General features: G+C 41.5%; 23 protein-coding genes. 6 read left to right on the top strand and 17 right to left on the bottom strand.

The features are described 5' to 3' along the window. Positions 1 to 125: 125 nt before the first annotated feature. From lpdA to AR334_RS22015, 5 genes are all read right to left on the bottom strand, one after another. The gene (lpdA, locus tag AR334_RS22035; RefSeq protein ID WP_066317909.1) at positions 126 to 1,541 is read right to left on the bottom strand and encodes a dihydrolipoyl dehydrogenase; all 1,416 of its coding nucleotides are present in this window, start codon (positions 1,539 to 1,541) and stop codon (positions 126 to 128) included. A 4-nt stretch (positions 1,542 to 1,545) separates the two neighbouring features. Next, positions 1,546 to 2,859, bottom strand: a complete 1,314-nt coding sequence (locus AR334_RS22030) for a dihydrolipoamide acetyltransferase family protein (RefSeq protein WP_066317898.1) — start codon at positions 2,857 to 2,859, stop codon at positions 1,546 to 1,548. Between the two features lie 75 nt (positions 2,860 to 2,934). Then, complete coding sequence (locus AR334_RS22025; protein ID WP_066317896.1) at positions 2,935 to 3,912, bottom strand: alpha-ketoacid dehydrogenase subunit beta; 978 nt, start codon at positions 3,910 to 3,912, stop codon at positions 2,935 to 2,937. Positions 3,913 to 3,915: 3 nt separating this feature from the next. Beyond that, positions 3,916 to 5,031 (bottom strand): pyruvate dehydrogenase (acetyl-transferring) E1 component subunit alpha, encoded by a 1,116-nt coding sequence (gene pdhA / locus AR334_RS22020; protein WP_066317893.1) that lies wholly within the window; start codon positions 5,029 to 5,031, stop codon positions 3,916 to 3,918. A gap of 366 nt (positions 5,032 to 5,397) precedes the next feature. Next, positions 5,398 to 6,060 (bottom strand): YkyA family protein, encoded by a 663-nt coding sequence (locus tag AR334_RS22015; protein ID WP_066317889.1) that lies wholly within the window; start codon positions 6,058 to 6,060, stop codon positions 5,398 to 5,400. Positions 6,061 to 6,195: 135 nt separating this feature from the next. Here AR334_RS22015 and def point away from each other — a divergent pair, with 135 nt between their 5' ends. The 3 genes from def (at position 6,196) to rnjA (ending at position 9,083) form a co-directional block, all read left to right on the top strand. Continuing rightward, positions 6,196 to 6,750 (top strand): peptide deformylase, encoded by a 555-nt coding sequence (gene def, locus AR334_RS22010; RefSeq protein WP_066317881.1) that lies wholly within the window; start codon positions 6,196 to 6,198, stop codon positions 6,748 to 6,750. A 449-nt stretch (positions 6,751 to 7,199) separates the two neighbouring features. After that, entirely contained in the window at positions 7,200 to 7,409 is a 210-nt protein-coding gene (locus AR334_RS22000; protein ID WP_066317879.1) for a DNA-dependent RNA polymerase subunit epsilon, read from the top strand. Positions 7,410 to 7,415: 6 nt separating this feature from the next. After that, positions 7,416 to 9,083: a ribonuclease J1 gene (gene rnjA, locus AR334_RS21995; RefSeq protein WP_066317878.1), complete on the top strand. Its 1,668-nt coding sequence runs from the start codon at positions 7,416 to 7,418 to the stop codon at positions 9,081 to 9,083. Positions 9,084 to 9,112: 29 nt separating this feature from the next. On the opposite strand, the gene AR334_RS21990 is transcribed toward rnjA, so the two are convergent. The 11 genes from AR334_RS21990 to AR334_RS21940 form a co-directional block, all read right to left on the bottom strand. Further along, positions 9,113 to 9,772 carry a TrkA family potassium uptake protein gene (locus AR334_RS21990; RefSeq protein WP_066317873.1) on the bottom strand — a complete coding sequence of 220 codons (660 nt, stop codon included), beginning with the start codon at positions 9,770 to 9,772 and terminating at the stop codon, positions 9,113 to 9,115. 88 nt (positions 9,773 to 9,860) lie between these two features. Beyond that, complete coding sequence (locus AR334_RS21985) at positions 9,861 to 10,769, bottom strand: DUF4349 domain-containing protein (RefSeq protein WP_066318612.1); 909 nt, start codon at positions 10,767 to 10,769, stop codon at positions 9,861 to 9,863. Positions 10,770 to 10,902: 133 nt separating this feature from the next. Then, positions 10,903 to 11,358, bottom strand: a complete 456-nt coding sequence (locus AR334_RS21980) for a thioredoxin-like domain-containing protein (protein ID WP_066317864.1) — start codon at positions 11,356 to 11,358, stop codon at positions 10,903 to 10,905. Further along, positions 11,355 to 12,488, bottom strand: a complete 1,134-nt coding sequence (locus tag AR334_RS21975) for an N-acetyldiaminopimelate deacetylase (protein WP_066317862.1) — start codon at positions 12,486 to 12,488, stop codon at positions 11,355 to 11,357. The genes AR334_RS21980 and AR334_RS21975 overlap by 4 nt, the downstream gene beginning before the upstream one ends. 70 nt (positions 12,489 to 12,558) lie before the next feature. Beyond that, a complete protein-coding gene (dapD, locus tag AR334_RS21970; protein ID WP_066317860.1) occupies positions 12,559 to 13,269 on the bottom strand; it encodes a 2,3,4,5-tetrahydropyridine-2,6-dicarboxylate N-acetyltransferase in 711 nt (236 codons plus the stop codon). Positions 13,270 to 13,347: 78 nt separating this feature from the next. Beyond that, entirely contained in the window at positions 13,348 to 14,226 is an 879-nt protein-coding gene (locus tag AR334_RS21965; RefSeq protein WP_066317845.1) for a LysR family transcriptional regulator, read from the bottom strand. Between the two features lie 30 nt (positions 14,227 to 14,256). After that, positions 14,257 to 15,750: an MDR family MFS transporter gene (locus AR334_RS21960; protein WP_066317844.1), complete on the bottom strand. Its 1,494-nt coding sequence runs from the start codon at positions 15,748 to 15,750 to the stop codon at positions 14,257 to 14,259. Between the two features lie 52 nt (positions 15,751 to 15,802). Continuing rightward, positions 15,803 to 16,243, bottom strand: a complete 441-nt coding sequence (cbpB, locus tag AR334_RS21955; RefSeq protein WP_066317843.1) for a cyclic-di-AMP-binding protein CbpB — start codon at positions 16,241 to 16,243, stop codon at positions 15,803 to 15,805. Positions 16,244 to 16,343: 100 nt separating this feature from the next. Then, complete coding sequence (locus tag AR334_RS21950; RefSeq protein ID WP_066317842.1) at positions 16,344 to 16,580, bottom strand: YkuJ family protein; 237 nt, start codon at positions 16,578 to 16,580, stop codon at positions 16,344 to 16,346. A 222-nt stretch (positions 16,581 to 16,802) separates the two neighbouring features. Continuing rightward, positions 16,803 to 17,039 (bottom strand): hypothetical protein, encoded by a 237-nt coding sequence (locus tag AR334_RS21945; protein ID WP_066317836.1) that lies wholly within the window; start codon positions 17,037 to 17,039, stop codon positions 16,803 to 16,805. A gap of 72 nt (positions 17,040 to 17,111) precedes the next feature. Further along, positions 17,112 to 18,323: an EAL-associated domain-containing protein gene (locus tag AR334_RS21940; protein ID WP_066317833.1), complete on the bottom strand. Its 1,212-nt coding sequence runs from the start codon at positions 18,321 to 18,323 to the stop codon at positions 17,112 to 17,114. A 268-nt stretch (positions 18,324 to 18,591) separates the two neighbouring features. On the opposite strand from AR334_RS21940, the gene AR334_RS21935 reads away from it, so the two are divergent. The 3 genes from AR334_RS21935 to AR334_RS21925 all read left to right on the top strand — a co-directional run bounded on the left by AR334_RS21935 (position 18,592) and on the right by AR334_RS21925 (position 21,441). Then, positions 18,592 to 19,461 (top strand): metallophosphoesterase, encoded by an 870-nt coding sequence (locus AR334_RS21935; protein ID WP_066317821.1) that lies wholly within the window; start codon positions 18,592 to 18,594, stop codon positions 19,459 to 19,461. Positions 19,462 to 19,579: 118 nt separating this feature from the next. Then, entirely contained in the window at positions 19,580 to 20,059 is a 480-nt protein-coding gene (locus AR334_RS21930; protein ID WP_066317812.1) for a YkyB family protein, read from the top strand. Between the two features lie 218 nt (positions 20,060 to 20,277). Further along, a complete protein-coding gene (locus AR334_RS21925; RefSeq protein WP_066317808.1) occupies positions 20,278 to 21,441 on the top strand; it encodes an aminotransferase A in 1,164 nt (387 codons plus the stop codon). Positions 21,442 to 21,461: 20 nt separating this feature from the next. On the opposite strand, the gene AR334_RS21920 is transcribed toward AR334_RS21925, so the two are convergent. After that, a complete protein-coding gene (locus tag AR334_RS21920) occupies positions 21,462 to 21,647 on the bottom strand; it encodes a hypothetical protein (RefSeq protein WP_066317805.1) in 186 nt (61 codons plus the stop codon). Positions 21,648 to 21,655: the final 8 nt, after the last annotated feature.

The raw sequence follows: 21,655 nt of genomic DNA, 5'->3' as shown, positions 1-21,655 counted from the left end.
CATAATATATTAGAAGCTATACAGTTTAAGTATAAAAAATAAAACCGATTAATTCCATTAATTCGCAAATAATTAAGTATAATAAAAAAATCCTCTCCACATAACAGGAGAGGACTTTTGTTTATTTATTTTAAAATATGAATCGGACTTCCAAGAGCAACCTCGGCTGCTTCCATCGTAATTTCACCAAGTGTTGGATGGGCATGAATCGTCATAGCCAAATCCTCTGCAGTCATCCCGGCTTCAATTGCTAATCCGAGTTCAGCAATCATATCAGATGCGCTCGCACCCGCAATTTGGGCTCCAATAACAAGACCGTCTTCCTTGCGTGTGATTAATCTTAAGAAGCCATCACCGCTTTCGAGTGATAACGCCCGGCCATTTGCCGCGAATGGGAATTTGGCTGCAACAACCTCAATCCCTTCCTCTTTGGCCTGCGCCTCTGTATAGCCAACCGAAGCTAACTCAGGCTCGGAGAAGACTACTGCAGGGATACCCAAGTAATCGATCTCTGAAGGATGTCCCGCAATCGCCTCGGCTGCAATTTTTGCTTCATATGATGCCTTGTGAGCCAATTGAGGTCCAGCAACAACATCACCAATAGCATAAATATTGCCGATATTTGTCCGGCATTGCTTGTCGATTTCAATTAGGCCGCGGTCAGTTAATTTAACTCCAACCTGTTCAAGACCCATTTCATCGGTATTTGGACGGCGGCCAACCATGACAAACACATAATCAGCCTCAATTTTCTTTTCTTCGCCTTTTGTCTCGAACGTTACGACTACACCGTTTTCCGTTTCTTCAACGCCCTTGGCAAGTGCCTTAGTGTAGAACTCAGCACCTTTTTTCTTCATAGCCCGTTTGACAAGGGAAGCCATTTGCTTATCAAAAACACCCATGCCCAAAATCTCTTCGGCACCTTCTAAAATCGTTACTTGGCTGCCAAAGTTTGCGTAGGCGCCGCCAAGTTCAATTCCAATAACCCCGCCGCCGATCACGACAATTTTTTCAGGGATTTCCGGCAAGTTTAGCGCACCAGTGGAATTGAGCACTCGATTTGAATATTTGAATGTCGGCAATTCGATTGGTCGTGAACCGGTAGCGATTATGGCATTTTTGAATGTATAGGTTTGAGCCGAATTTTCATCCATTACCCGAAGTGTATTCGCATCGACAAAATAGGCTTCGCCACGGACAATATTGACTTTATTGCCTTTTAATAAGCCTTCAACACCGCCAGTTAATTTATTTACAATCCCGGCTTTGAAGTTCTGAACCTTAGAAAAATCAACTTTGACGTTTTCGGCAGTGATTCCGATTGATTCGGAATGTAGCGCCGTTTCATAACGGTGTCCTGCAGCAATCAACGCTTTAGAAGGAATACAGCCCACATTTAAACATACGCCGCCGATATATTCCTTTTCAACAATCGTTACCTTTTGTCCAAGCTGGGCGGCACGGATCGCCGCGACGTATCCGCCGGGACCAGCACCGATCACTATAGTATCTGTTTCAATTGGAAAATCTCCAACAACCATTTTTTTACGCCTCCATTAGCAAGAGTTCAGGATCGTTCAACAATCGCTTGATATGATTTAGCGCATTTTGGGCTGTTGCACCATCAATCATACGGTGATCAAAGCTTAATGATAACGCTAATACTGGAGCAGCGACAATTTCTCCGTTACGAACAATTGGTTTTTCAGCAATGCGGCCAACACCAAGAATCGCTACTTCTGGATGGTTAATAACCGGTGTAAACCATTGACCGCCAGCAGACCCAATGTTAGAAATTGTGCAAGAAGCACCCTTCATTTCATTCGGAGCGAGCTTGCCTTCACGGGCTTTTCCAGCTAATTCATTAATCTCGTTAGAAATCGCGAAAACTGATTTACGATCAGCATCTTTCACAACAGGAACTAATAAACCTTTTTCAGTATCTGCGGCAATTCCAATGTTGTAGTAATGCTTATGGATAATTTCACTTGTTGCATCATCAAGAGATGTGTTTAATGCAGGGAACTCTCTTAATGCACTAGTTAATGCTTTTACGATATATGGCAAGAATGTAAGCTTGATGCCTTTTGCAGCAGCCACTTCTTTGAACTTCTTCCGATGTGTCACTAGCTTGGTTACATCGACTTCATCCATCAGAGTAACGTGCGGAGCAGTATGTTTAGAATTAACCATAGCTTTAGCAATCGCCTTGCGGATCCCGCTCATTTTTTCACGTGTTTCCGGATATTCACCTTGTGGGATTGGAGCTGGTGCAGTTGCTTGTGGTGCTGCTGTTTCCTCAGCAGATACCTGGGCTTCAACTGCTTGTGGCACTGCTGCTCCACCGCTTAAGAACGCATCAATATCATTTTTAAGCACACGGCCGTTATCCCCGGAACCTGCAACTTGACGAATGTCAACGCCTTTTTCACGTGCATATTTACGGACAGAAGGCATAGCAATAACACGGCGATTTGGGTCCACTTCTGCCTGCGGTTGTGCTACAGGAGCTGCTGCTGCCGTTGCTGGCGCTGCTGCTTCTTGTTTTGCTTCCGGAGCTGGAGCTGGAGCTGGAGCCTCCTCTTCGCCATGGTCGCCTTTAAATTGTAAATCTTCATACCCAGGGGCATCAAAGGTTACTAACACCTGTCCCACTGTAGCAACTGTTCCCTCACCAACTAGAACTTCCAAAACCGTTCCTTCAACTGGGGAAGGAATTTCTACAACTGCTTTATCATTTTGAATTTCGCAAAGGACATCGTCTTCTTGGACCTTATCGCCCGCTTTGATGAACCATTTGACGATTTCACCCTCGTGAATACCTTCACCGATGTCAGGCATTTTAAATTGAAATGACACTGAGATTCAGCCTCCTATATCATGATCGTTTAATGCAAGTTTCAAAACTAGCATCTCTAGCCAGTTGTTCAATTATTAGAACGTTAATACTTTCTTCGCTGTTTCGATGACATCTTTATAGTTAGGAAGCCATACAGATTCAGCCTGTGAGAAAGGATATACTGTGTCAGGTGCAGCTACGCGCAATACTGGCGCTTCAAGGCTTAAAATCGCGCGATCGTTAATTTCGGCAACAACATTTGCCGCCACGCCAGCCATTTTTTGTGCTTCCTGAACTACAATAGCACGGCCAGTTTTTTCAACCGAAGCAATAATAGTATCAATATCAAGCGGGCTGATTGTACGTAAATCCACCACTTCAACAGAGTGGCCTTCCTTCGCCAGTTCATCAGCAGCTTTTAACGACTCATGGACCATCGCTCCGTAAGTGATGATGGTTAAGTCAGTACCTTCACGTTTAATATCCGCTTTGCCAAGTGGAATTGTATATTCCTCTTCTGGCACTTCTTGACGGAAGGCACGGTATAATTTTAAATGCTCAAGGAAAATGACCGGGTCATTATCGCGGATAGCAGATAGCAATAATCCTTTGGCGTCATAAGGGGTAGACGGGACAACCACCTTTAAACCTGGAGTCTGCGCCATCAAGCCTTCAAGGCTGTCAGAGTGAAGTTCCGGGGTATGAACGCCACCGCCAAATGGAGAACGAACTGTTATCGGCATATTGTAACGTCCACCAGAACGGTAACGCATCCGTGACATTTGACCAGCAATCGAATCAAATACTTCAAAGACGAAACCGAAAAACTGAATTTCCGGAATTGGTCTGTATCCAGTCAAGGCAAGGCCGATTGATAAACCGCCAATACCGGATTCTGCAAGTGGCGTATCAAAAACACGGTCTTCGCCGAATTCCTTATGCAGGCCTTCAGTCGCACGGAAAACACCGCCGTTAACCCCAACGTCCTCACCGAAAACTAATGTTTTCGGGTCATTTTTCAGTTCCGTACGCAATGCATCAGTTATCGCTTGAATCATTGTCATTTGAGCCATGACTTACTTCGACTCCTTTGCTTGATAAATTTCATATTGTTCATTTAAGTTATGAGGCATCTCTTCAAACATAATCGACATTAAATCAGTAACCTTTTGTTTAGGAGCAGCATCTGCTTTTTTGATTGCTTCTTTAATATCTTCTTTTGCCTGATCGATGACTTCATTTTCTTTTTCTTCGCTCCATAAGCCTTTCTTTTCAAGGAACTTGCGGAAACGTACAAGCGGGTCTTTCTTTTCCCATTCATTATCGAGGTCTGCTGTACGATAACGTGTTGGGTCGTCCCCTGCCATCGTATGTGGACCGTAACGGTAGGTTAATGTTTCAATTAATGTCGGACCTTCACCATTGATGGCACGTTCACGCGCATCGCGAACTGCAGCATAAACTGCAAGTGGGTCCATACCGTCAACCTGGATGCCAGGAATACCTGCAGCCATCGCTTTTTGCGCAATCGTTTTTGCTGCCGACTGCTTCTCTACTGGAGTAGAAATCGCAAACCGGTTATTTTGCACGACAAAAATTGCTGGAGCTTTGAAGGCGCCGGCAAAGTTGATTCCTTCATAGAAATCGCCCTGAGAAGCACCGCCGTCACCTGTATAAGTAATGGCAACCGCTTTTGTGCCGTTCTTTTTCAAGCCTAGCGCAACACCTGCGGCTTGAACATACTGTGCACCAATTATGATTTGCGGTGATAGTACATTGACTCCCTCAGGAATCTGGTTACCTTGGAAATGTCCGCGAGAAAATAGGAATGCCTGATATAATGGCAGGCCGTGCCAGATTAATTGGGGTACATCACGATATCCTGGTAAAATAAAGTCTTCTTTTTCAAGAGCAAATTGCGAAGCCAATTGGGATGCTTCCTGCCCGGCAGTAGGAGCATAGAAACCCAATCTTCCCTGACGGTTCAAGGAAATAGATCTTTGGTCAAGAATTCTTGTATACACCATACGGCGCATCAATTCTTGAAGCTGCTCATCCGTTAATTGAGGCATAGCCGCTTCATTAACGACTTCCCCTTCTTCATTTAAGATTTGAAATGTTTGAAACTGCTCTTCAACTGCCTGAAGTCCCTTTTTTGCATCCAATGGGGCGTTTTGAGTTTTCGAAGCCATCTTCGTCACATCTTCCTTTCTTTTATTCATTAAAAAGTTTTAATAAATCCACTTAGTTAGCTTGCCCAAAATATATAAATACAAGCGCAAGTCACTGGTGTTTATGTTTTTTAATCTGTATCAATGTTTATTAAAATATTATTGATACAATTACCAAACTTCTATTCGAGTTTACATCATCGATATTCTATCGTCAAATACTACGCCTTATAATTTTTCAACATCATCATATTATTTTCCTGTTTGCGATTTAATTTATTCTGTATCACCCGTTCACTTCATTCTGTTATATAAAATCCAACACAAATTTCTAATTGTTATAATATAGCAAAAAAACCAGCACAATAAGGGCTGATTCTCTGTGGATTATTTTGCTGGATCCAAGCCAGCTTTTTTATAAAATAAAAGTTTCTTATCATTGTATTGTTCAGTATATTTATTGAACTTTTCATTTTCTGTATATACCTTTTGATAGGCATCGTTTACTTTTTCAACTTGATTTTGAAGGTCTTCAAGGGGAATATCCTTATTTTTAAACATTCCATATAATACTTTGTCATGATTTATCGCCTTGGTATATTGCCTGTACAATTCGTCATGCGCCCTGTATCTATTCTCCATTATTTGATAAAGCCCATCTGCCAATTGACCCAGCTCTGGATTGTCAAAATCCTCTTTTAAATCTGCCACTTTTCTAAATTCGTTTTCAGATTCTTTCAAGCTGGCCGTTTCCGTTTCGAACAGTTCTCTCCGTTTCTCGGTAGAAGCCAAGGCCTCATCAGCAAGTTTCACAATTTGGCCGTACTCTTTCATTCCCAGCTTTAAAATTTGATTATATAGATTTTTTTCTTTCTTTTCCAAAGCAACCAGCGGATCTTGCTGGTTTTCAAATGGTTTTTCTTTAGATACCACGTTTTCCAGTATCGTATACATTTTCTCAGTGGGGTCGTTTGGTTTGTCAGAACATCCGATTAAACCGACAGTAAGCATGAAAACAATCAAAATGAATGGATATTTTTTAAAATACATCACGCCAGCCCCTCCTAGTCCACTTTTACTATATCGGGTATGGGGCTGGTTTGACAATAAATAATTAACATTTTTTAGATTGTTTGTTAAACTAATGTTTACAATAACTTTATTCGCATTTGGGAGTGAAAAATGATGTTAACGATGGATGATATCATTCGAGATGGCCATCCTACACTCAGGAAAGTCGCTGCGGAAGTTGCAATGCCCCCTTCCGAAGAGGAGAAAAAAATCCTCGGCAGTCTCCTGGAATATGTAATCAATAGCCAAAACAGCGAGATTGCTGAAGAGTATGGCCTACGTCCGGGGATTGGTCTAGCCGCACCGCAGATAAATGTTTCAAAACGGATGATTGCTGTCCATCTGACTGATGATAAAGGAAACCTACTCAGCCATGCATTATTTAATCCGAAAATTATCAGCCATTCAGTTGAAAAGGCGTATTTACAATCGGGTGAAGGCTGTCTGTCTGTTGATGAAGCCATCCCTGGTTATGTGCCAAGGTATGCACGCATTACGGTTAAAGGCTACAACATGGATGGCGAAGAGGTTAAACTGCGCCTGAAAGGGGTTCCGGCCATTTGTTTTCAACATGAAATTGACCATTTAAATGGTATCATGTTTTACGACCATATTGATAAACAAGACCCATTCAAGCCAATTGAAGGGGCCATAGCTATAGAACGCTAATTCCGGTTGTTTTTCCGACCGGATTTTTTTATTGTACAGTGCAAATGACATAGAGATTCCATGATTATCCATGAAAAATTCCACATTTTCACCATATAATAATAGTAAAAAAACAGTAAAACAAAAAATTTTAATTATCTGTCAAGAGCTGCTTTACATTGGACAAGGATATATTAAAATAAGAAGTAAGGAGATGATCCACTATGTTGAAGAAGCTAAGAAAGAAGCTCTTAAAACAGTGGAAAGATTTACTCAGAAAAAAATCCATTGCCTAAACATTTGAGCCCTTCAAACTTGCGAAGGGCTCCTTCCTTATTGTAAATTGGATAGATAGGTGCTTTTTACATAGAATCCATAACCGGAACCAAAGCTTTCCATAGCAAAATAATGAAAAAGATGAAAATGTTTTATATAATAGAAAAAGTTATGTTAAATAAGGAGCGAAAGTAATGATATTTAAAGTATTTTACCAAGAGAGCATTAACGAGGTTCCTGTACGAGAAAAAACGAAAACTGTTTTTATCGAAGCAGAATCAGTAAGAGAAGTTTATTCTAAACTGGCTGACCGCAAGGTAAACGTTGAATATATTCAGCAAGTTAAAGGAGCCTATTTGGACTATGAACAACAAAATGAAAACTTTAAAGTATTGGAGATATGATAATTTATGAAATTTGTAAAAAATGATCAAACCGCTGTTTTTGCCCTTGGAGGCTTGGGTGAAATCGGCAAAAACACTTATGGTGTGCAATTCCAGGATGAAATAATCCTCATTGATGCCGGAATTAAATTTCCCGAGGACGAACTGTTGGGCATTGATTATGTCATCCCGGATTATAGCTATTTAGTAAAAAACGAAGACAAAATAAAAGGGTTGTTCGTAACCCACGGTCACGAAGACCATATTGGCGGTATCCCCTATTTGCTTCGGGAAGTGAATATCCCTATTTACGGCGGAAAGCTTGCGCTCGGTCTAATTAAGAACAAACTTGAGGAACACGGACTGCTTCGAAATGCAAAATTAATTGATATTAAAGAGGACGATATCATCAAATTCCGGAAAACCTCCGTTACATTTTTCCGTACTACTCATAGCATTCCAGATTCTTACGGAGTTGTTGTGAAAACACCGCCAGGGCAAATTGTCCATACCGGTGATTTTAAATTTGATTTTACCCCTGTCGGCGAACCGGCCAATTTGACAAAAATGGCCGAAATCGGTAAAGAAGGGGTGCTATGTCTCCTTTCGGACAGCACCAACAGTGAAATCCCTGATTTCACCATGTCTGAACGACGGGTTGGAGAAAGCATTGACGATATTTTCCGAAAAGTAGATGGGCGGATTATTTTTGCCACATTTGCTTCCAATATCCACCGCCTACAGCAGGTAACCGAAGCGGCAGTGGCAAACGGCAGGAAGATTGCGGTATTCGGCAGAAGTATGGAAGCAGCCATCAATATTGGGTTAGATTTGGGTTATATCAGAGCGCCAAAGGATACGTTTGTTGACGCAGGGCAAATCAACCGTTTGGCGGCGGACAAGGTAACCATCCTTTGTACAGGCAGCCAGGGTGAACCAATGGCCGCCTTGTCAAGGATTGCAAATGGCACCCACAGGCAGATACAAATCATTCCTGGGGATACGGTGGTTTTTTCCTCGTCGCCAATTCCGGGAAATACGATAAGCGTAAGCAGGACCATTAACATGCTGTCTAGGGCCGGTGCCGAGGTCATTCACGGAAAATTAAGCAATATTCACACTTCCGGACATGGCGGCCAAGAGGAACAGAAACTGATGCTCCGCTTAATCAAACCAAAATTCTTTATGCCGATTCATGGCGAGTACCGCATGCAAAAAATGCACGCTAAGCTTGCAGTGGATTGCGGTGTCGAAGAAGAAAACTGCTTTATAATGGATAACGGTGAAGTGCTGGCACTTTCGGAAAATTCGGCACAGGTTGCCGGAAAAATTCCATCTGGTTCTGTCTATATTGATGGAAGCGGCGTTGGTGATATCGGAAACATCGTCTTGCGTGACAGGAGGATTCTATCCGAAGAGGGATTGGTCGTTGTCGTCGTGAGCATTAACATGAAGGAATTTAAAATCGCCTCCGGACCTGATTTAATTTCCCGCGGTTTTGTTTATATGCGTGAATCTGGAGATTTAATTAACGATGCTCAAGCCCTGATTACAAAGCACCTAAACAAAATAATGGAGCGAAAGACAAGCCAATGGTCCGAAATCAAGAATGAAATCACTGACACGTTGGCACCATTCCTCTATGAAAAAACAAAACGCCGACCAATGATTCTGCCAATTATCATGGAAGTATAGAAAAAGAGAAGCCGCAGGGCTTCTCTTTTTTATTCCATTACTTTTTTCTCAAACCGGTCGATATCCTGGTCCGTGCCGATGACGATTAACACGTCATTGACGTGGATCATTTCTGTTGCTTGTGGTGAGACAATAATATCTTCTCCTCTTTTTATCGCTACAATATTCAAGCCATACTTTTTGCGGATATCCAAGTCCATGATGGTATGACCGCCAAGCTTTCCATTAGCGACAATTTCCACAATGCTATGCTCGTCAGAAAGCTCAAGATAATCAACAACATTGCTGGACGTCATGTTATGAGCAATTCTTTTCCCCATATCTCTTTCCGGATGGACTACAAAGTCTGCTCCGATTTTTCTGAGCACCTTTTCATGATAGTCATTTTGGGCCTTAGCCGTAATGCGGGCGACACCCAGCTCTTTAAGAATCAGCGTTGTCAGAATGCTGGATTGAATGTCATCGCCAATTGCGACAATGACATGGTCAAAATTTCGAATCCCCAGGCTTTTTAACACCGCTTCATCGGTCGTATCACCTACGGCCGCATGAGAGGCAATCATGGCAAATTCATTGACTCGTTCCTCATTTATATCAATTGCCAGTACTTCCATTCCTTCATCTGTCAAAGTGCGGCAAATGCTCCCTCCAAATCGCCCAAGACCAATTACCGCAAAACTTTTCTTCACAATAAACTCCCCCAGGAAAAATCTTTTGATCTAACTCGTTTCATTTTAACACCGTTTCGCCTTTTAATATAGAGATAGATTTCAGCCATTACTCTTGCCGCTGGCGACCCATTTTCTTTTTATAGATAATAAAACCGAGGGCAGCAAGTATGATAAATATTATTAGAATCGGTAAATTGCCAATTGTAAAAACAACTAAGCCTGAAAAGAATGACAATAATACATTAGTGCTTTTCATAAATTGTTTTTTTGTTTTTTCCCATGTATTGAGTTGGTCCTTATCGATATCCGGAACAACTACTTTATTTTCATAAAGCGTAATAGTCACGGTTGAAAACGATGTTTGGTTTTCAAGGAATTTCATTTTTCCTTCTATTGTTTCTATATCCTCTTGAATCGCTGCCAAATCCGCGGAAATTTTTAATAGATCTTCTGTTTTTGCCGCTTCCTTCATAAAGGAAAGCAACCGCTCCTCTACTACCCGTTTAGATTTTAGTCTCGATTCTAGGTCAACATATTCCTCGGTCACATCCTGACCGGTTATATTTCTCTGCAATACTTCGGCAGCTTGCCCTTCGGCATCATGCAAAAACTCTTGAAAATGTTGCTGCGGGAGTCGAATCGTCAGCCTGCCGTTAAGCAGCTCTTTTCCTTCGCGTATTACATTTGACTCGGCAATATAACCGCCATACTGGCTGACTTTTTCTTCAAGGGCTCTGACAGTTTGGTCAAATTTCTTTACCCTTAGTTCAAGATTGGCTTGGTATATGACCATCTTATTCTGTACCTGTACGGTCACTGTCTCATCTGGCTTGGATTGATCGCTTTCCTGATTGGTTAGGGCGCTTTTCTCTGCGCCGCCGGAACTCGCTGAATCCATCACTGCCTTATTTTCGACACTCATTTTTGCACTTTCATCCTTGCTGCTGCCAGCATTGCTGCAGCCTGCCATACCGACAAACAACATAAAAATAACGAGAATGAACAGTTTTTTCATACCCAAAACCAACACCCCTTTATGTCTTATTAAACCATTGTTTATTATTACCGACGGTTAAAAAAAGCGAAGGTTACAATGTGCACAAAAAAAGCCACAATCTCAGATGATGCAGCTTTTTGTTAGTGGTTTATTATTTCGTTTTTTCGGTTTCATCAAGGAGGCGAATGACTCGTTTTTCCAGCATCGTCTTGCCGCTTCCGCCTGCTTGAAAATGGCGAAGCTGGCCGTCCTTATCAAAAATATAGTAAGCAGGAACATATTTGTTGTCAAATGCATTAGTAATTGTCATATTGCTGTCTACAATAATTGGGTGGTTGATGCCGTGAAATGAGGCGTCATGCTTGATTTCCTCAATGTTCTGGTCATTTTCAGACCTTGGCATATGAACAGCGATAACATTTAATCGATCCCGATAATCATCAAGGAATTGATTAATTTGCGGCATTGCCTTTTTACACAGATGGCAGCTGATTGACCAAAAATGAATCAATGTTGGCTTCGTGCCTACCAAACCCTCCCTTGTCACTTGGCCGTTCAACCATTCAACAGCACCATTTAATTCAGGCATTGGCTCACGCAATTTCACCCTGGCTCACTCCTAGTCCCTTTGAACGATAAATAACTGGTCATAACCCTAATCGCAACATCGATTGCCGCTTCATTTGGATTAAGCTTTGCATGATGCAGGCCAAAGGGGGAGTCCACTCCAAGCCAAAACATGAGTCCGGGAATATCCCTTAGCATATAGCCAAAATCTTCTCCAGTCATGGCTTCGGTGCATTCCACCACTTTAATTTCAGGGTCTTGGTAATTGAACTCAATAAATTCTTTGGCAACTTCCTCGTCATTGTACACCTGATGGTACATGGACCCATAGTCAATGGAAGACTCGCACTCAAAGCCTGCTTCGACTCCTTTAACGAGCGACTCAATGCGCTGTTTAACCTTTTTCATGGATTGAGGTGACAAGGTGCGAATCGTACCTTCAAGCCGGGCTTTTTCGGCAATAATATTTTGGACGGTTCCACCGCTAATTTTACCAATGGTAATAACGGCGCTGTCAAGCGGATTTACATTGCGTGATATGATTGTCTGCAGCTGACTGACAAGGGTACAGGCGGCAATTACCATATCGTTTGTTTGATGCGGATAGGCGGCATGTCCCCCCTTTCCTTTTAAATCAATATATAACTCGGATGTATTAGCAAAAAGCAACCCTGGTTTGGTGGCAATTGTCCCCACCGGGTATTCCGGTGCAATATGGAGGGCAAAAATCAAATCTGGTTTCCATTCCTTAAATTCTGTTGAATTCATCATTGGTTCAGCACCGCCTGGCCCTTCTTCGGCAGGTTGAAACACGAATAGCAGGTCGTCATCTATCGGATTTTGTACAAAGTGGGTAAGCACCCCAAGCGCAATGCTCATATGGATATCATGGCCGCAGGCATGCATTCTCGCCTCATGTGTTGAAGCAAATGGCAGACCTGTTTCTTCTTCAATAGGCAGGCCATCGATATCTGTCCGATAACCGATTGTTTTCTGCGAATTTTGGCCATGCACCTTTACCAGAAGTCCTGTTTTCCATGGTTTTATGGCAATCCGCTCCTGAGGCAAAGACTGAATATATTCCATTAAATAAGCCTGGGTTTTAAATTCCTGGAATCCAAGTTCCGGAATCTGATGAAGATCACGGCGGATTTTTATAAAGGAATCCATATCTATGTATCTCTCCTTTTTATTGTCTAGCTACAAAACAAGCGTGGAGACTATCCACGCTGTTTTTAGGCTATAGTTGACGAAGCTCTTGCATAATTTCTGTCTTTGATTTTGTCTTTTCGTCAATATCTTTAATTTTTCTGGCCGGGGTTCCGGCTACTACTGTGTATGGAGCAACATCCTGGGTCACGACAGCACCTGCCGCAACAACGGAGCCCTTACCGACTGTAACCCCTTCAAGTACAACCGCATTGGCACCAATTAAAACATCATCTTCTACAATGACAGGCTTGGCGGATGGAGGTTCGATTACACCTGCAAGGACAGTGCCCGCACCGATATGGCAATTTTTGCCGACCGTTGCCCTGCCGCCTAATACAGCACCCATATCAATCATAGTCTTTTCGCCGATGACTGCGCCAATATTAATAACTGCACCCATCATGATTACCGCTTGTTCTCCGATTTCCACCTGATCGCGAATAATCGCACCTGGTTCGATCCTAGCATTGACATGCTTCATATCCAATAACGGAATCGCGGAATTGCGTCGGTCATTCTCAACCACAAAATCTTCTATTTTTGCAGAATTAGCTTCAAGAACTGCATTGATATCAGTCCATTCGCCAAACACGACTCCTGTGCCGCCATTTATGAACGTTTTAGCATTTGCCCCGAAATCGAGCCCGGCCAAGTCACCTTTTATGTATACTTTCACCGGAGTGGACTTTTTGCTATTTTGAATAAAAGAAATAATTTCATTTGCATCCATCATTTTCATGTTACGTGCCCCCTTTACATTCTAAAAAATACTTTAGCAGACAAAAGGGATGAAAACAAGAAAAATACCCCTTTATGCTTAAGTTTCAGTAATATAATCCTTCATCACCTCAACGAATGCTTGAACCTGCTTTAATTGGAACGCCGATTCATAGCCCAAAAGCCATGTATCGCGTTTTAGCGGCTCTCCTGATTCATTTAGCAATGGAATTTTGAAGATATCCTGCTCGGCTTTCGTCAGGGTAATCCCTGGCAAAATGGCATAGCCAATCCCGTTAAAGGCCATTTGCTTGCAGGTTTCAATTTGGTCGACAATAACCGTTCGCTTAGGTGACGTTTTAAATTTCTTCATCCACCAATCTTGGATTTCCTGATAATAGTTGGAGTCACTTTTAAATTGGATAAATGGTCGGTCCGTTTCAATGATTTGCTCCGGCTGGGTAATTTCCCGATCTACCAAATATAGTGGATCATTGAAAAGATGTACTTTAACTCCTTTCCAATCCGGCGTACCCCGAATGATCCCGATATGAACCTGGTCGTCGTACAAGCAATTTAGAATTTCACTGCTCCAGCCAGTGACGAGCGACAATTTAACCTGTGGATATTTATCAATAAATTTCTTCAATACTTGCGGAAGCCAGTTTTGTCCGACAATGGATGCCACTGCAATTTTTAACGTACCTGATACTCCTGTTTGTAAGGAATAAATGGTTTCCCTCACTTTGTCCTGTTTTGTCAGCACTTCATTGACAAAATCTATCACATGCTCACCAGCTGGAGTCAAGGCCAAACCTTTTTGTGAACGAATAAATAATTTTGTTCCCCATTCCTTCTCAATCGTTTGCAAACGCTGCGATAAGGCCGGCTGGGAGACAAACAGCCGCTCGGATGCTTTTCGCATATTCATCTCTTGGGCCAAGACCGAAAGTAATTGAAATTCCGAAATCGACGACATTTGAGGGCCTCCTTTAAAAAGCTCTTCACCTTAGATGGAGCTTTGGTCTTTTTTCGGTATAAAAAATATCAAAAGCATACTGACAATGGCAATTGTAAGAACGACATAATAGACGGAATGCAAGGAAATAGTCAGACCATCTTGTAAAACCGACCTGACAGAATCAAGCAGGTTATCACGTTCATCTGTCTTTAATAGCAAATTAGCATCATCCGCTTTCAGCGATGGTGATTTTTCTGCCAGATAATGATTCAAGCGGTTATTTAAAATTCCGCCAAGAAGGGCCGCTCCAATGGTGTTTCCCAAATTCCGCATAAACATATTGGCCGCTGTTGCAATACCACGCTGTTCCCAACCTACTGTACTTTGAATCGAAACAATAAAAGCAGTCGACGTGAGCCCCATCCCAACTCCTACCAAAAAGGATCCGGCAGCAGCCCAAAGTGGCCCGGATGAAGCCTGCATAGTTACAAACACCAGGCTGCCAAAAATTAAAAATACCCCGCCTATAATAGATGTTTTACGATATCCGATTGTGACCAGCATTCGCCCGGACAGTGTGGAGGCAATCGGCCAGCCAATGGACATCGCGGTCAAGGTAAACCCGGCAATAATCGGCGTTTGTTCCATGACACCTTGGACAAAAGTTGGCAGGAAGCTTGAAATGCCAATCAACATGATACCGGTTGTCAGTGAAGTTATATTTGCGATAAATATGGCTCGTTCTTTCCAGATGGAAAACGGCATCATCGGCTCTGCTGCCCGTCCTTCTTGGATAACGAACGCGACTAAGGCAACAATAGCCAGAGCAATTAATGCATTAAGCTGCCAAGAGCCCCATGGCCAATTCCTTCCGCCCTCGACAAGGACAAACATAAATGACGAAATAGTGATGGTTAAAAGAAATGCACCTGGATAATCAATTTTATGTTTCTTCTTCTTCACATCTTCATGGAGGAACAGCCATAAACCAGCCAAGGCCAAAAGCCCAATCGGTACATTAATCCAAAAAACATATTTCCAGCTGGCATACTGGACCACAAGTCCGCCCACTGCCGGCCCTGTTATTGCTGAAATCCCCCAAACACTGGAGAGATAGCCCTGAATTTTCGCCCTTTCTTCTGCTGTATAAATATCGCCAACGATTGTCGTGGCAATTGGTGTAACCGCACCTGCCCCAAATCCCTGAATGAGACGGAAAATGATCAGCATCTTCATTGATGTGGCAAAACCGCAGAGAATCGAGCCGATTAAAAAGAATATGATGCCAACGGTAAGGACGGGCTTTCGCCCAAATAAATCAGATAATTTCCCGTAAATCAACACGGTAACTGAATTCATCAATAAATACGCGGAAAAAACCCAGCTGAATAAAGTGAACCCGCCCAAATCTGCAACAATTGCCGGCATGGCCGTAGAAACAATGGTTGCCTCAATTGCTCCCATAAACATGGCCAGCATGACAGATGCCAGCACAAGTGGTCTTTTTGTTTGTTTTATTCCAATCGAGTTGGCTTCGCCCATTGCTTGACACCTCTGACATTAAAAAAATACAGCCCCCTTAACGGGAGCTTTATTATTTGAACCTTTTGACCAGCATATTTAATTGATTCAAAATCGAGCTTCTCGGTAAAATACCGGCGAAGAACCCGTCTTCCGTTTCGATACAAAGAAACGGATGGTTAACCAGCAATTCGAGGCAAACGGGAAATGAGGCAGAAAGTTTAACCCGTGGAATTGATTTTTTCATAACCTCTTCCACCCGCTTTTGTTCCAGCATTTCAAATTCAATTCTTTCAAGCCCAAGAATAGAATCCATAATAATGGGGGTGCTAATTAACCCATGAAGCTTGTATAAAGGATCTAATACAGGAATGGCTGTATAGCCGCTTTTGGTAAGCACCAACAAGGCGTGTTCCAGATTGTTGCCGACCTGTACATGGGCTACCCGTTCTGATGGTATCATAAAATCTTCTATTGTTAGGTCTAAAAATTCCCCGCTGGGAAGACTGATCATCACGAAAACTCCTCATGTTAGTTTTTCCTCGTCTCTATTCTATCATAGTTTTCGTGGAGCAGGATAAATTTTAGCATGAAAATAAGGACCGCGGACGGTCCTATTGGATCAAATCAAAAATCTCAATGGTAATCATATCAATGTTATCAAATTGATATCGTTTTGGCTTTTCCTTTTCAAAGTACACCTCAAGTTCAAACGTTTCCGTTTTCGGGTGATAAGTCACCTGACACTTTCTTTCTCCGTTTACCTCAAAATAGCGTTGAGTCGGCTCACCATTCACCGATTGTTCTTGAAGATTTTTTAGTCTGGTTAATATACCTTGAAGCTGTGACATAAGCTTTTTTCTCCTTTCCAAAACAAACAGGCTTCTGTTTGTTAGGTTTCACATTTGGCATGTTTCTATCCGGATGGATTTTTTCCATAAGAATGATTTTTAAAATACAGTTTTTATATGCCAATATTAACAGAATAAAATAACCTTTTTATTTGTACAAGCAAAAATGTAAAATTTGCTAAAATTTTCTCGATAAAAATAGGCCTCGACTATATGAGACCTTTAATAAAATGACACTGCTATAAAAAGGATGAGAAACAAAACCAGCGCAAAAAAAATGCCATAGGAGAGAAAAATCGGATTTTTTACATAAACGTTTTTCTGAATCGGTTTAGCAATTTGGGTATCGATCTCACCTTGTACCACTTTTTGCTGTCTGCCCAGTGCAAGTGTATAAATTAGCGACACCGCCAAAATCCCGAAAATGATAGCGGCAATGACCATTTCAAAGAGATTCATCAGCCCAATTCTCCTTCATCATGATTTATTATTAAATTGCCACTCGATGAATCTTTCTATTCTGGTGCTTTCTTACAGTAATTGGTCATGTTCAAACAAATATTGATATGAAATATCAATAAATAAATAATCGCTGTCATTCATCGGAAATGAAAAAGTCCGAATCGTCTCACCGGTTTCAATATCACAATACAAGTCAGATAGAATGCCTTTGCGCTCATTCCTCATCTTGATGATGTTCTCCAAAAAATAAGGCCGCCAGCTCCAATTTTTATTTAAATATTCCGGTTGTGTAGTCCAGTAGCCCTTGTCCCTGAACAGATTGGCTGATTTCTGAAATCCATTTTCATCGCATACATAAATACGGAACGCTACTTGATCCATTTCTTTGCCAAGTGTATGCAGTAGCTCCTCAAGTACAAGCTTTTTATTTTTCATAATGATATCCTGCACTTTGGCATGGAAATACTCCGTCGTCGTAAATACTGCCTCCAATTTCCTTTTTTCGTAGGATATAAAATCATGAAACTTTTCCTTCAAACGATGCTTTAAAAAATCCGGTTCAATAAACTCGGCAGCCGGCGGATGCAAATAGTAACCCTGATAGTAACGGCCACCATTTCTCCAGGCGAACTGTAATTGATAACTCATTTCGATGTTCTCAAATAGGAGCGTGGCGCCAATTTTTCTAGCCAAAACAGAAAGCGAAAACAACACATCGTTGAAATTGGTACCCGTTGCTGTCGATTTTAAGGCTTCCAAATTAATTTTTAAAATATCGGGATCAAGTTGGGCAATTCTTTCAAAAAATGGACTTTCACTATCAAGACTGGATATGGCAATTTTGATTCCATAAGTACGATAATACTGAAGCAAATTATCGAATTGGTCAATGTCCCCTTTATAGTGTTGTTCGGAGATTTCAAGGACAATTCGGTCTAATCGCAATCCTTTTTTTTCAAATTCGAGCAACTCCTCCAGAAAAGGTTCTCCATCGCTATACATGAGCAGTTCAGCATTTCGGTTCAAAAAAATGCTGATGGTTTCATCCAGTTCCATTGCCTTTTCCAACGATTTTTGCACTAACAATAAATCGACTTCAAATTTATATTCATCGGGAATTTGGTCATCATGAAAAAAAGGCCCGAGACTGATGACCTCTTCCTCTGTTTTATACCTACCCAATACCTCATAGGCGATAATTCGTTGTTCATCGGCACTAAAAATCGGCTGGAAATACGGGAATACATTTGTCAGATTCGAAAGGATTTCCAAAGCATCCATCCAAGTACCTCCCAAATAGATTTTTATCATTATACCATAGGCCATAAAGCCTGAGCTTGCTCTTTACCTGTAGAATACCATGATAAAGGGCAGAGAAACAATTGACCCTAAAGTCCGCCTGTTGAAAAGGTGTATTCGAAACGATTATTTGGCATTTATTTATTTTCCTTGAATAAAAACTTAATAAAGCTTGTTTACTTGCATTATGCGCCGTTTTTCTTGAAAATACAAAGGGTATTCATTTATTAAAAATAGGTTGGTAGAAGATATGATAAAACCACAAACGCGGAGAACTTTTTTAAAACGGTTGGCAGGTTCTTTCCTTACCGTTCTTGGCTTAGGCGCCGGAGGATATGTTTATGGCAATCGGATCGAACCGGCATTACTGGGAATTACCCGTCTTGAAATCAGTCATCCCTTAATCCCGGCGGGGTTTCACGGCAAGAAGATTATTCAATTTAGCGATACACATTTGGGTTTTCAATACAACCTTAATCAACTAGACAAGTTGATTAACAAAATTAACGCCGAGAAGCCTGATTTAATTTTTTTCACTGGAGATTTAATGGACGAACCGAATAAATATAGAGAAATCAACAAATTGACCGGCATTTTGCAAAAGCTGCAAGCACCACTTGGCAAATACTGCATTTACGGGAATCATGATCACGGAGGTTATGGGACAGAAATTTATAGGGGAATTATGGAGGCTGCTGGCTTTAAGCTATTAATAAATAGTGCCGATTTTATTAAATTACCCGATAACAGCAGAATTTTCATTGCAGGCATTGATGATTTAATGCTAGGAAAACCTGACTTGGCATCTGCATTAAAGCATGTTCCGGAAAAGCAATTCTGCATTCTTCTATCGCATGAGCCAGATTTTGCAGAAACAGCCATGAGCTATCCGGTTCAATGGCAGCTGAGCGGACACAGCCACGGGGGACAAGTAAAGATTCCTTTTGCCGGAGCGCTGGTTCTGCCTCCATTTGCAAAAATATATCAAGAAGGGCTATATGCCATTGGCGGTGAAAACGGGCTTATTTTATATGTCAATCGCGGAATTGGGACGACAGGACTTCCCTTCCGTTTTTTCTCCAAGCCGGAACTTTCGGTATTTACGTTATCAGCAAATTAAGCTCCTAAAGCCAAATGCCTTAAGCCTGGCACGAAATAAAAACATAGCGATTATTTCTATTTTACTAAAAAAAAGGTATAATAAAATTGTCTTTAAAAGATTGAAAGGAGAACCTATTTTGAATTCCGACCAAAACTATCCCCTTAAAAAGATTAGTCTGACCATCGAAAACCTCGGACAAGCTGTCTTCATCGTCAATCGGCACGCAAAGACAGCAACAAATCCCAAATATCTGTACAGGTTAAAACAGGAATCTTTAAAAAAATTGATTGAAGAAGGAAAAGCTGAAAAAATCGGCTTGCATTTTTCGCAAAACCCCAGGAACAGCCAGCAGCAATCAGATGTGTTGGTAAAATGCGGAGATTACCTTTTTCACATCCCGCCAACGAAAACGGATTTTGAGAATCTTCCTCACTTAGGCAAATTGGATGGCCAGTTCAGAAATCCTAAAGCCTCACTTTCCCTTCATGCTGCCAAAGCTTTACTGCAATCCTATACGGGGATAACCGAAGGAGGGGCTCCGCCCAATAATCAACGAAGAAACCATCAGTCCTATCAAAAACCGATCTTCAAAAAATTGGGCGAGCGATATTCCTAATGCTATTGTAAAAAGCCAGGCACTCAACCTGGCTTTTCACAATTACTCTTCTTCTTGAATGACCACGGTATAATCCCCTCCGAAAGAAGATTCAGAATATTATAAATCCCCTTTCGAGTATATCATTCAATTTTAAAAGTAGAATCTTTTATTGGCCATCGACTATAATCAACAATATAGTCTTTTTGTAGAAAATGTAGATGAAAGGATGGGTCTTATTGGAGCATCTTCTTAATCAACGAGTTAAATCTATTGAAATTTCGGGGATTAGAAAGTTTTTTAATATGGTCGCACATGTAGAAGATTTAATTTCACTTACAATTGGACAACCTGATTTTCCAACCCCGGAACATGTAAAACTTGCTGGCATCACCGCAATTGATGCGGACTTCACTTCCTATACTCATAATGCAGGTACACTTGAATTAAGGAAAGCCGCTTGTGAGTTTGTAGCTAAAAAGTATGGTTTGAATTATCAGCCGGAATCCGAAGTTATTGTTACAGTGGGGGCAAGTGAAGCAATTGATATAACGTTCCGGACCATTTTAACTGAAGGTTCGGAGGTTCTCCTGCCTGGACCGATCTATCCGGGATATGAGCCGATCATTCGAATGATGGGCGGGGTTCCAATACATGTTGATATTCGGAAAAATCAATTTCGATTTACCTTGGATATGATTAAACCATATATCACCGAAAAAACCCGCTGCATTGTCCTGCCTTATCCATCAAACCCTACCGGGGTCAGTTTAACACGGTCCGAGCTTGAAGAAATAGCCGGTTATTTAATGGATAAAGACATTTTTGTAGTCGCAGATGAGATTTATAGCGAGTTAACCTATAAAGGAGTTCATACATCCATAGCCAGTTTTCTAAAAGAAAAAACAATTGTCATTAACGGGCTTTCCAAATCCCACTCGATGACCGGCTGGAGAATCGGCCTTCTGTTTGCACCGGAAGCTATTGCTAAACACATATTAAAGGTACACCAATATAATGTCTCATGTGCCAATTCAATTGCTCAAAAGGCCGCATATGAAGCACTAACAGCAGGCATGGATGATGGTGTAACGATGAAAAAGGACTATGAGGCAAGAAGGGATTATGTTTACCAGCGGCTCCAGACAATGGGTTTTGATGTTGTGAAGCCTGACGGTGCTTTTTATTTCTTTGTGCCTATTCCAGCTAGCATTCCTTTAAACAGCTTTGACTTCGCACTTAAGCTCGTACACGAAGCGAAGGTTGCTGTGGTCCCGGGCAGTGCCTTTTCAGAGTATGGCGAAGGGTATTTCCGGTTATCATTTGCCTGCTCAATGGACATCTTGGCAATGGGGCTGGACAGGATTGAACATTTCCTGGAAAAAAGCAGAAAACCTCGCTGATCACAGCGAGGTTTTTTAATTTAAGGGTTCATTCCTTTATATTTTCCGTTATTTTTGGCTGCTTTAACCTTTTTGGCCTTGTCGTGATGTATTTTATTGGTATCTGCAGAACCAAATTCATGGGAGAATTCCGAATCGATTACAGCAGAATCAAACCCTTTTTTGTTTTTTTGCTGTGGGTCGTTTTTCTTATTTCGCTTCGCCATAAACATTC

Origin of the sequence: Bacillus sp. FJAT-29814 (assembly GCF_001510715.1) — a bacterium.
Lineage (GTDB): Bacteria > Bacillota > Bacilli > Bacillales > Cytobacillaceae > Neobacillus.
The sequence above is the reverse complement of the archived record's forward strand: the minus strand, read 5'-3'. Positions and strand labels throughout refer to the sequence as shown.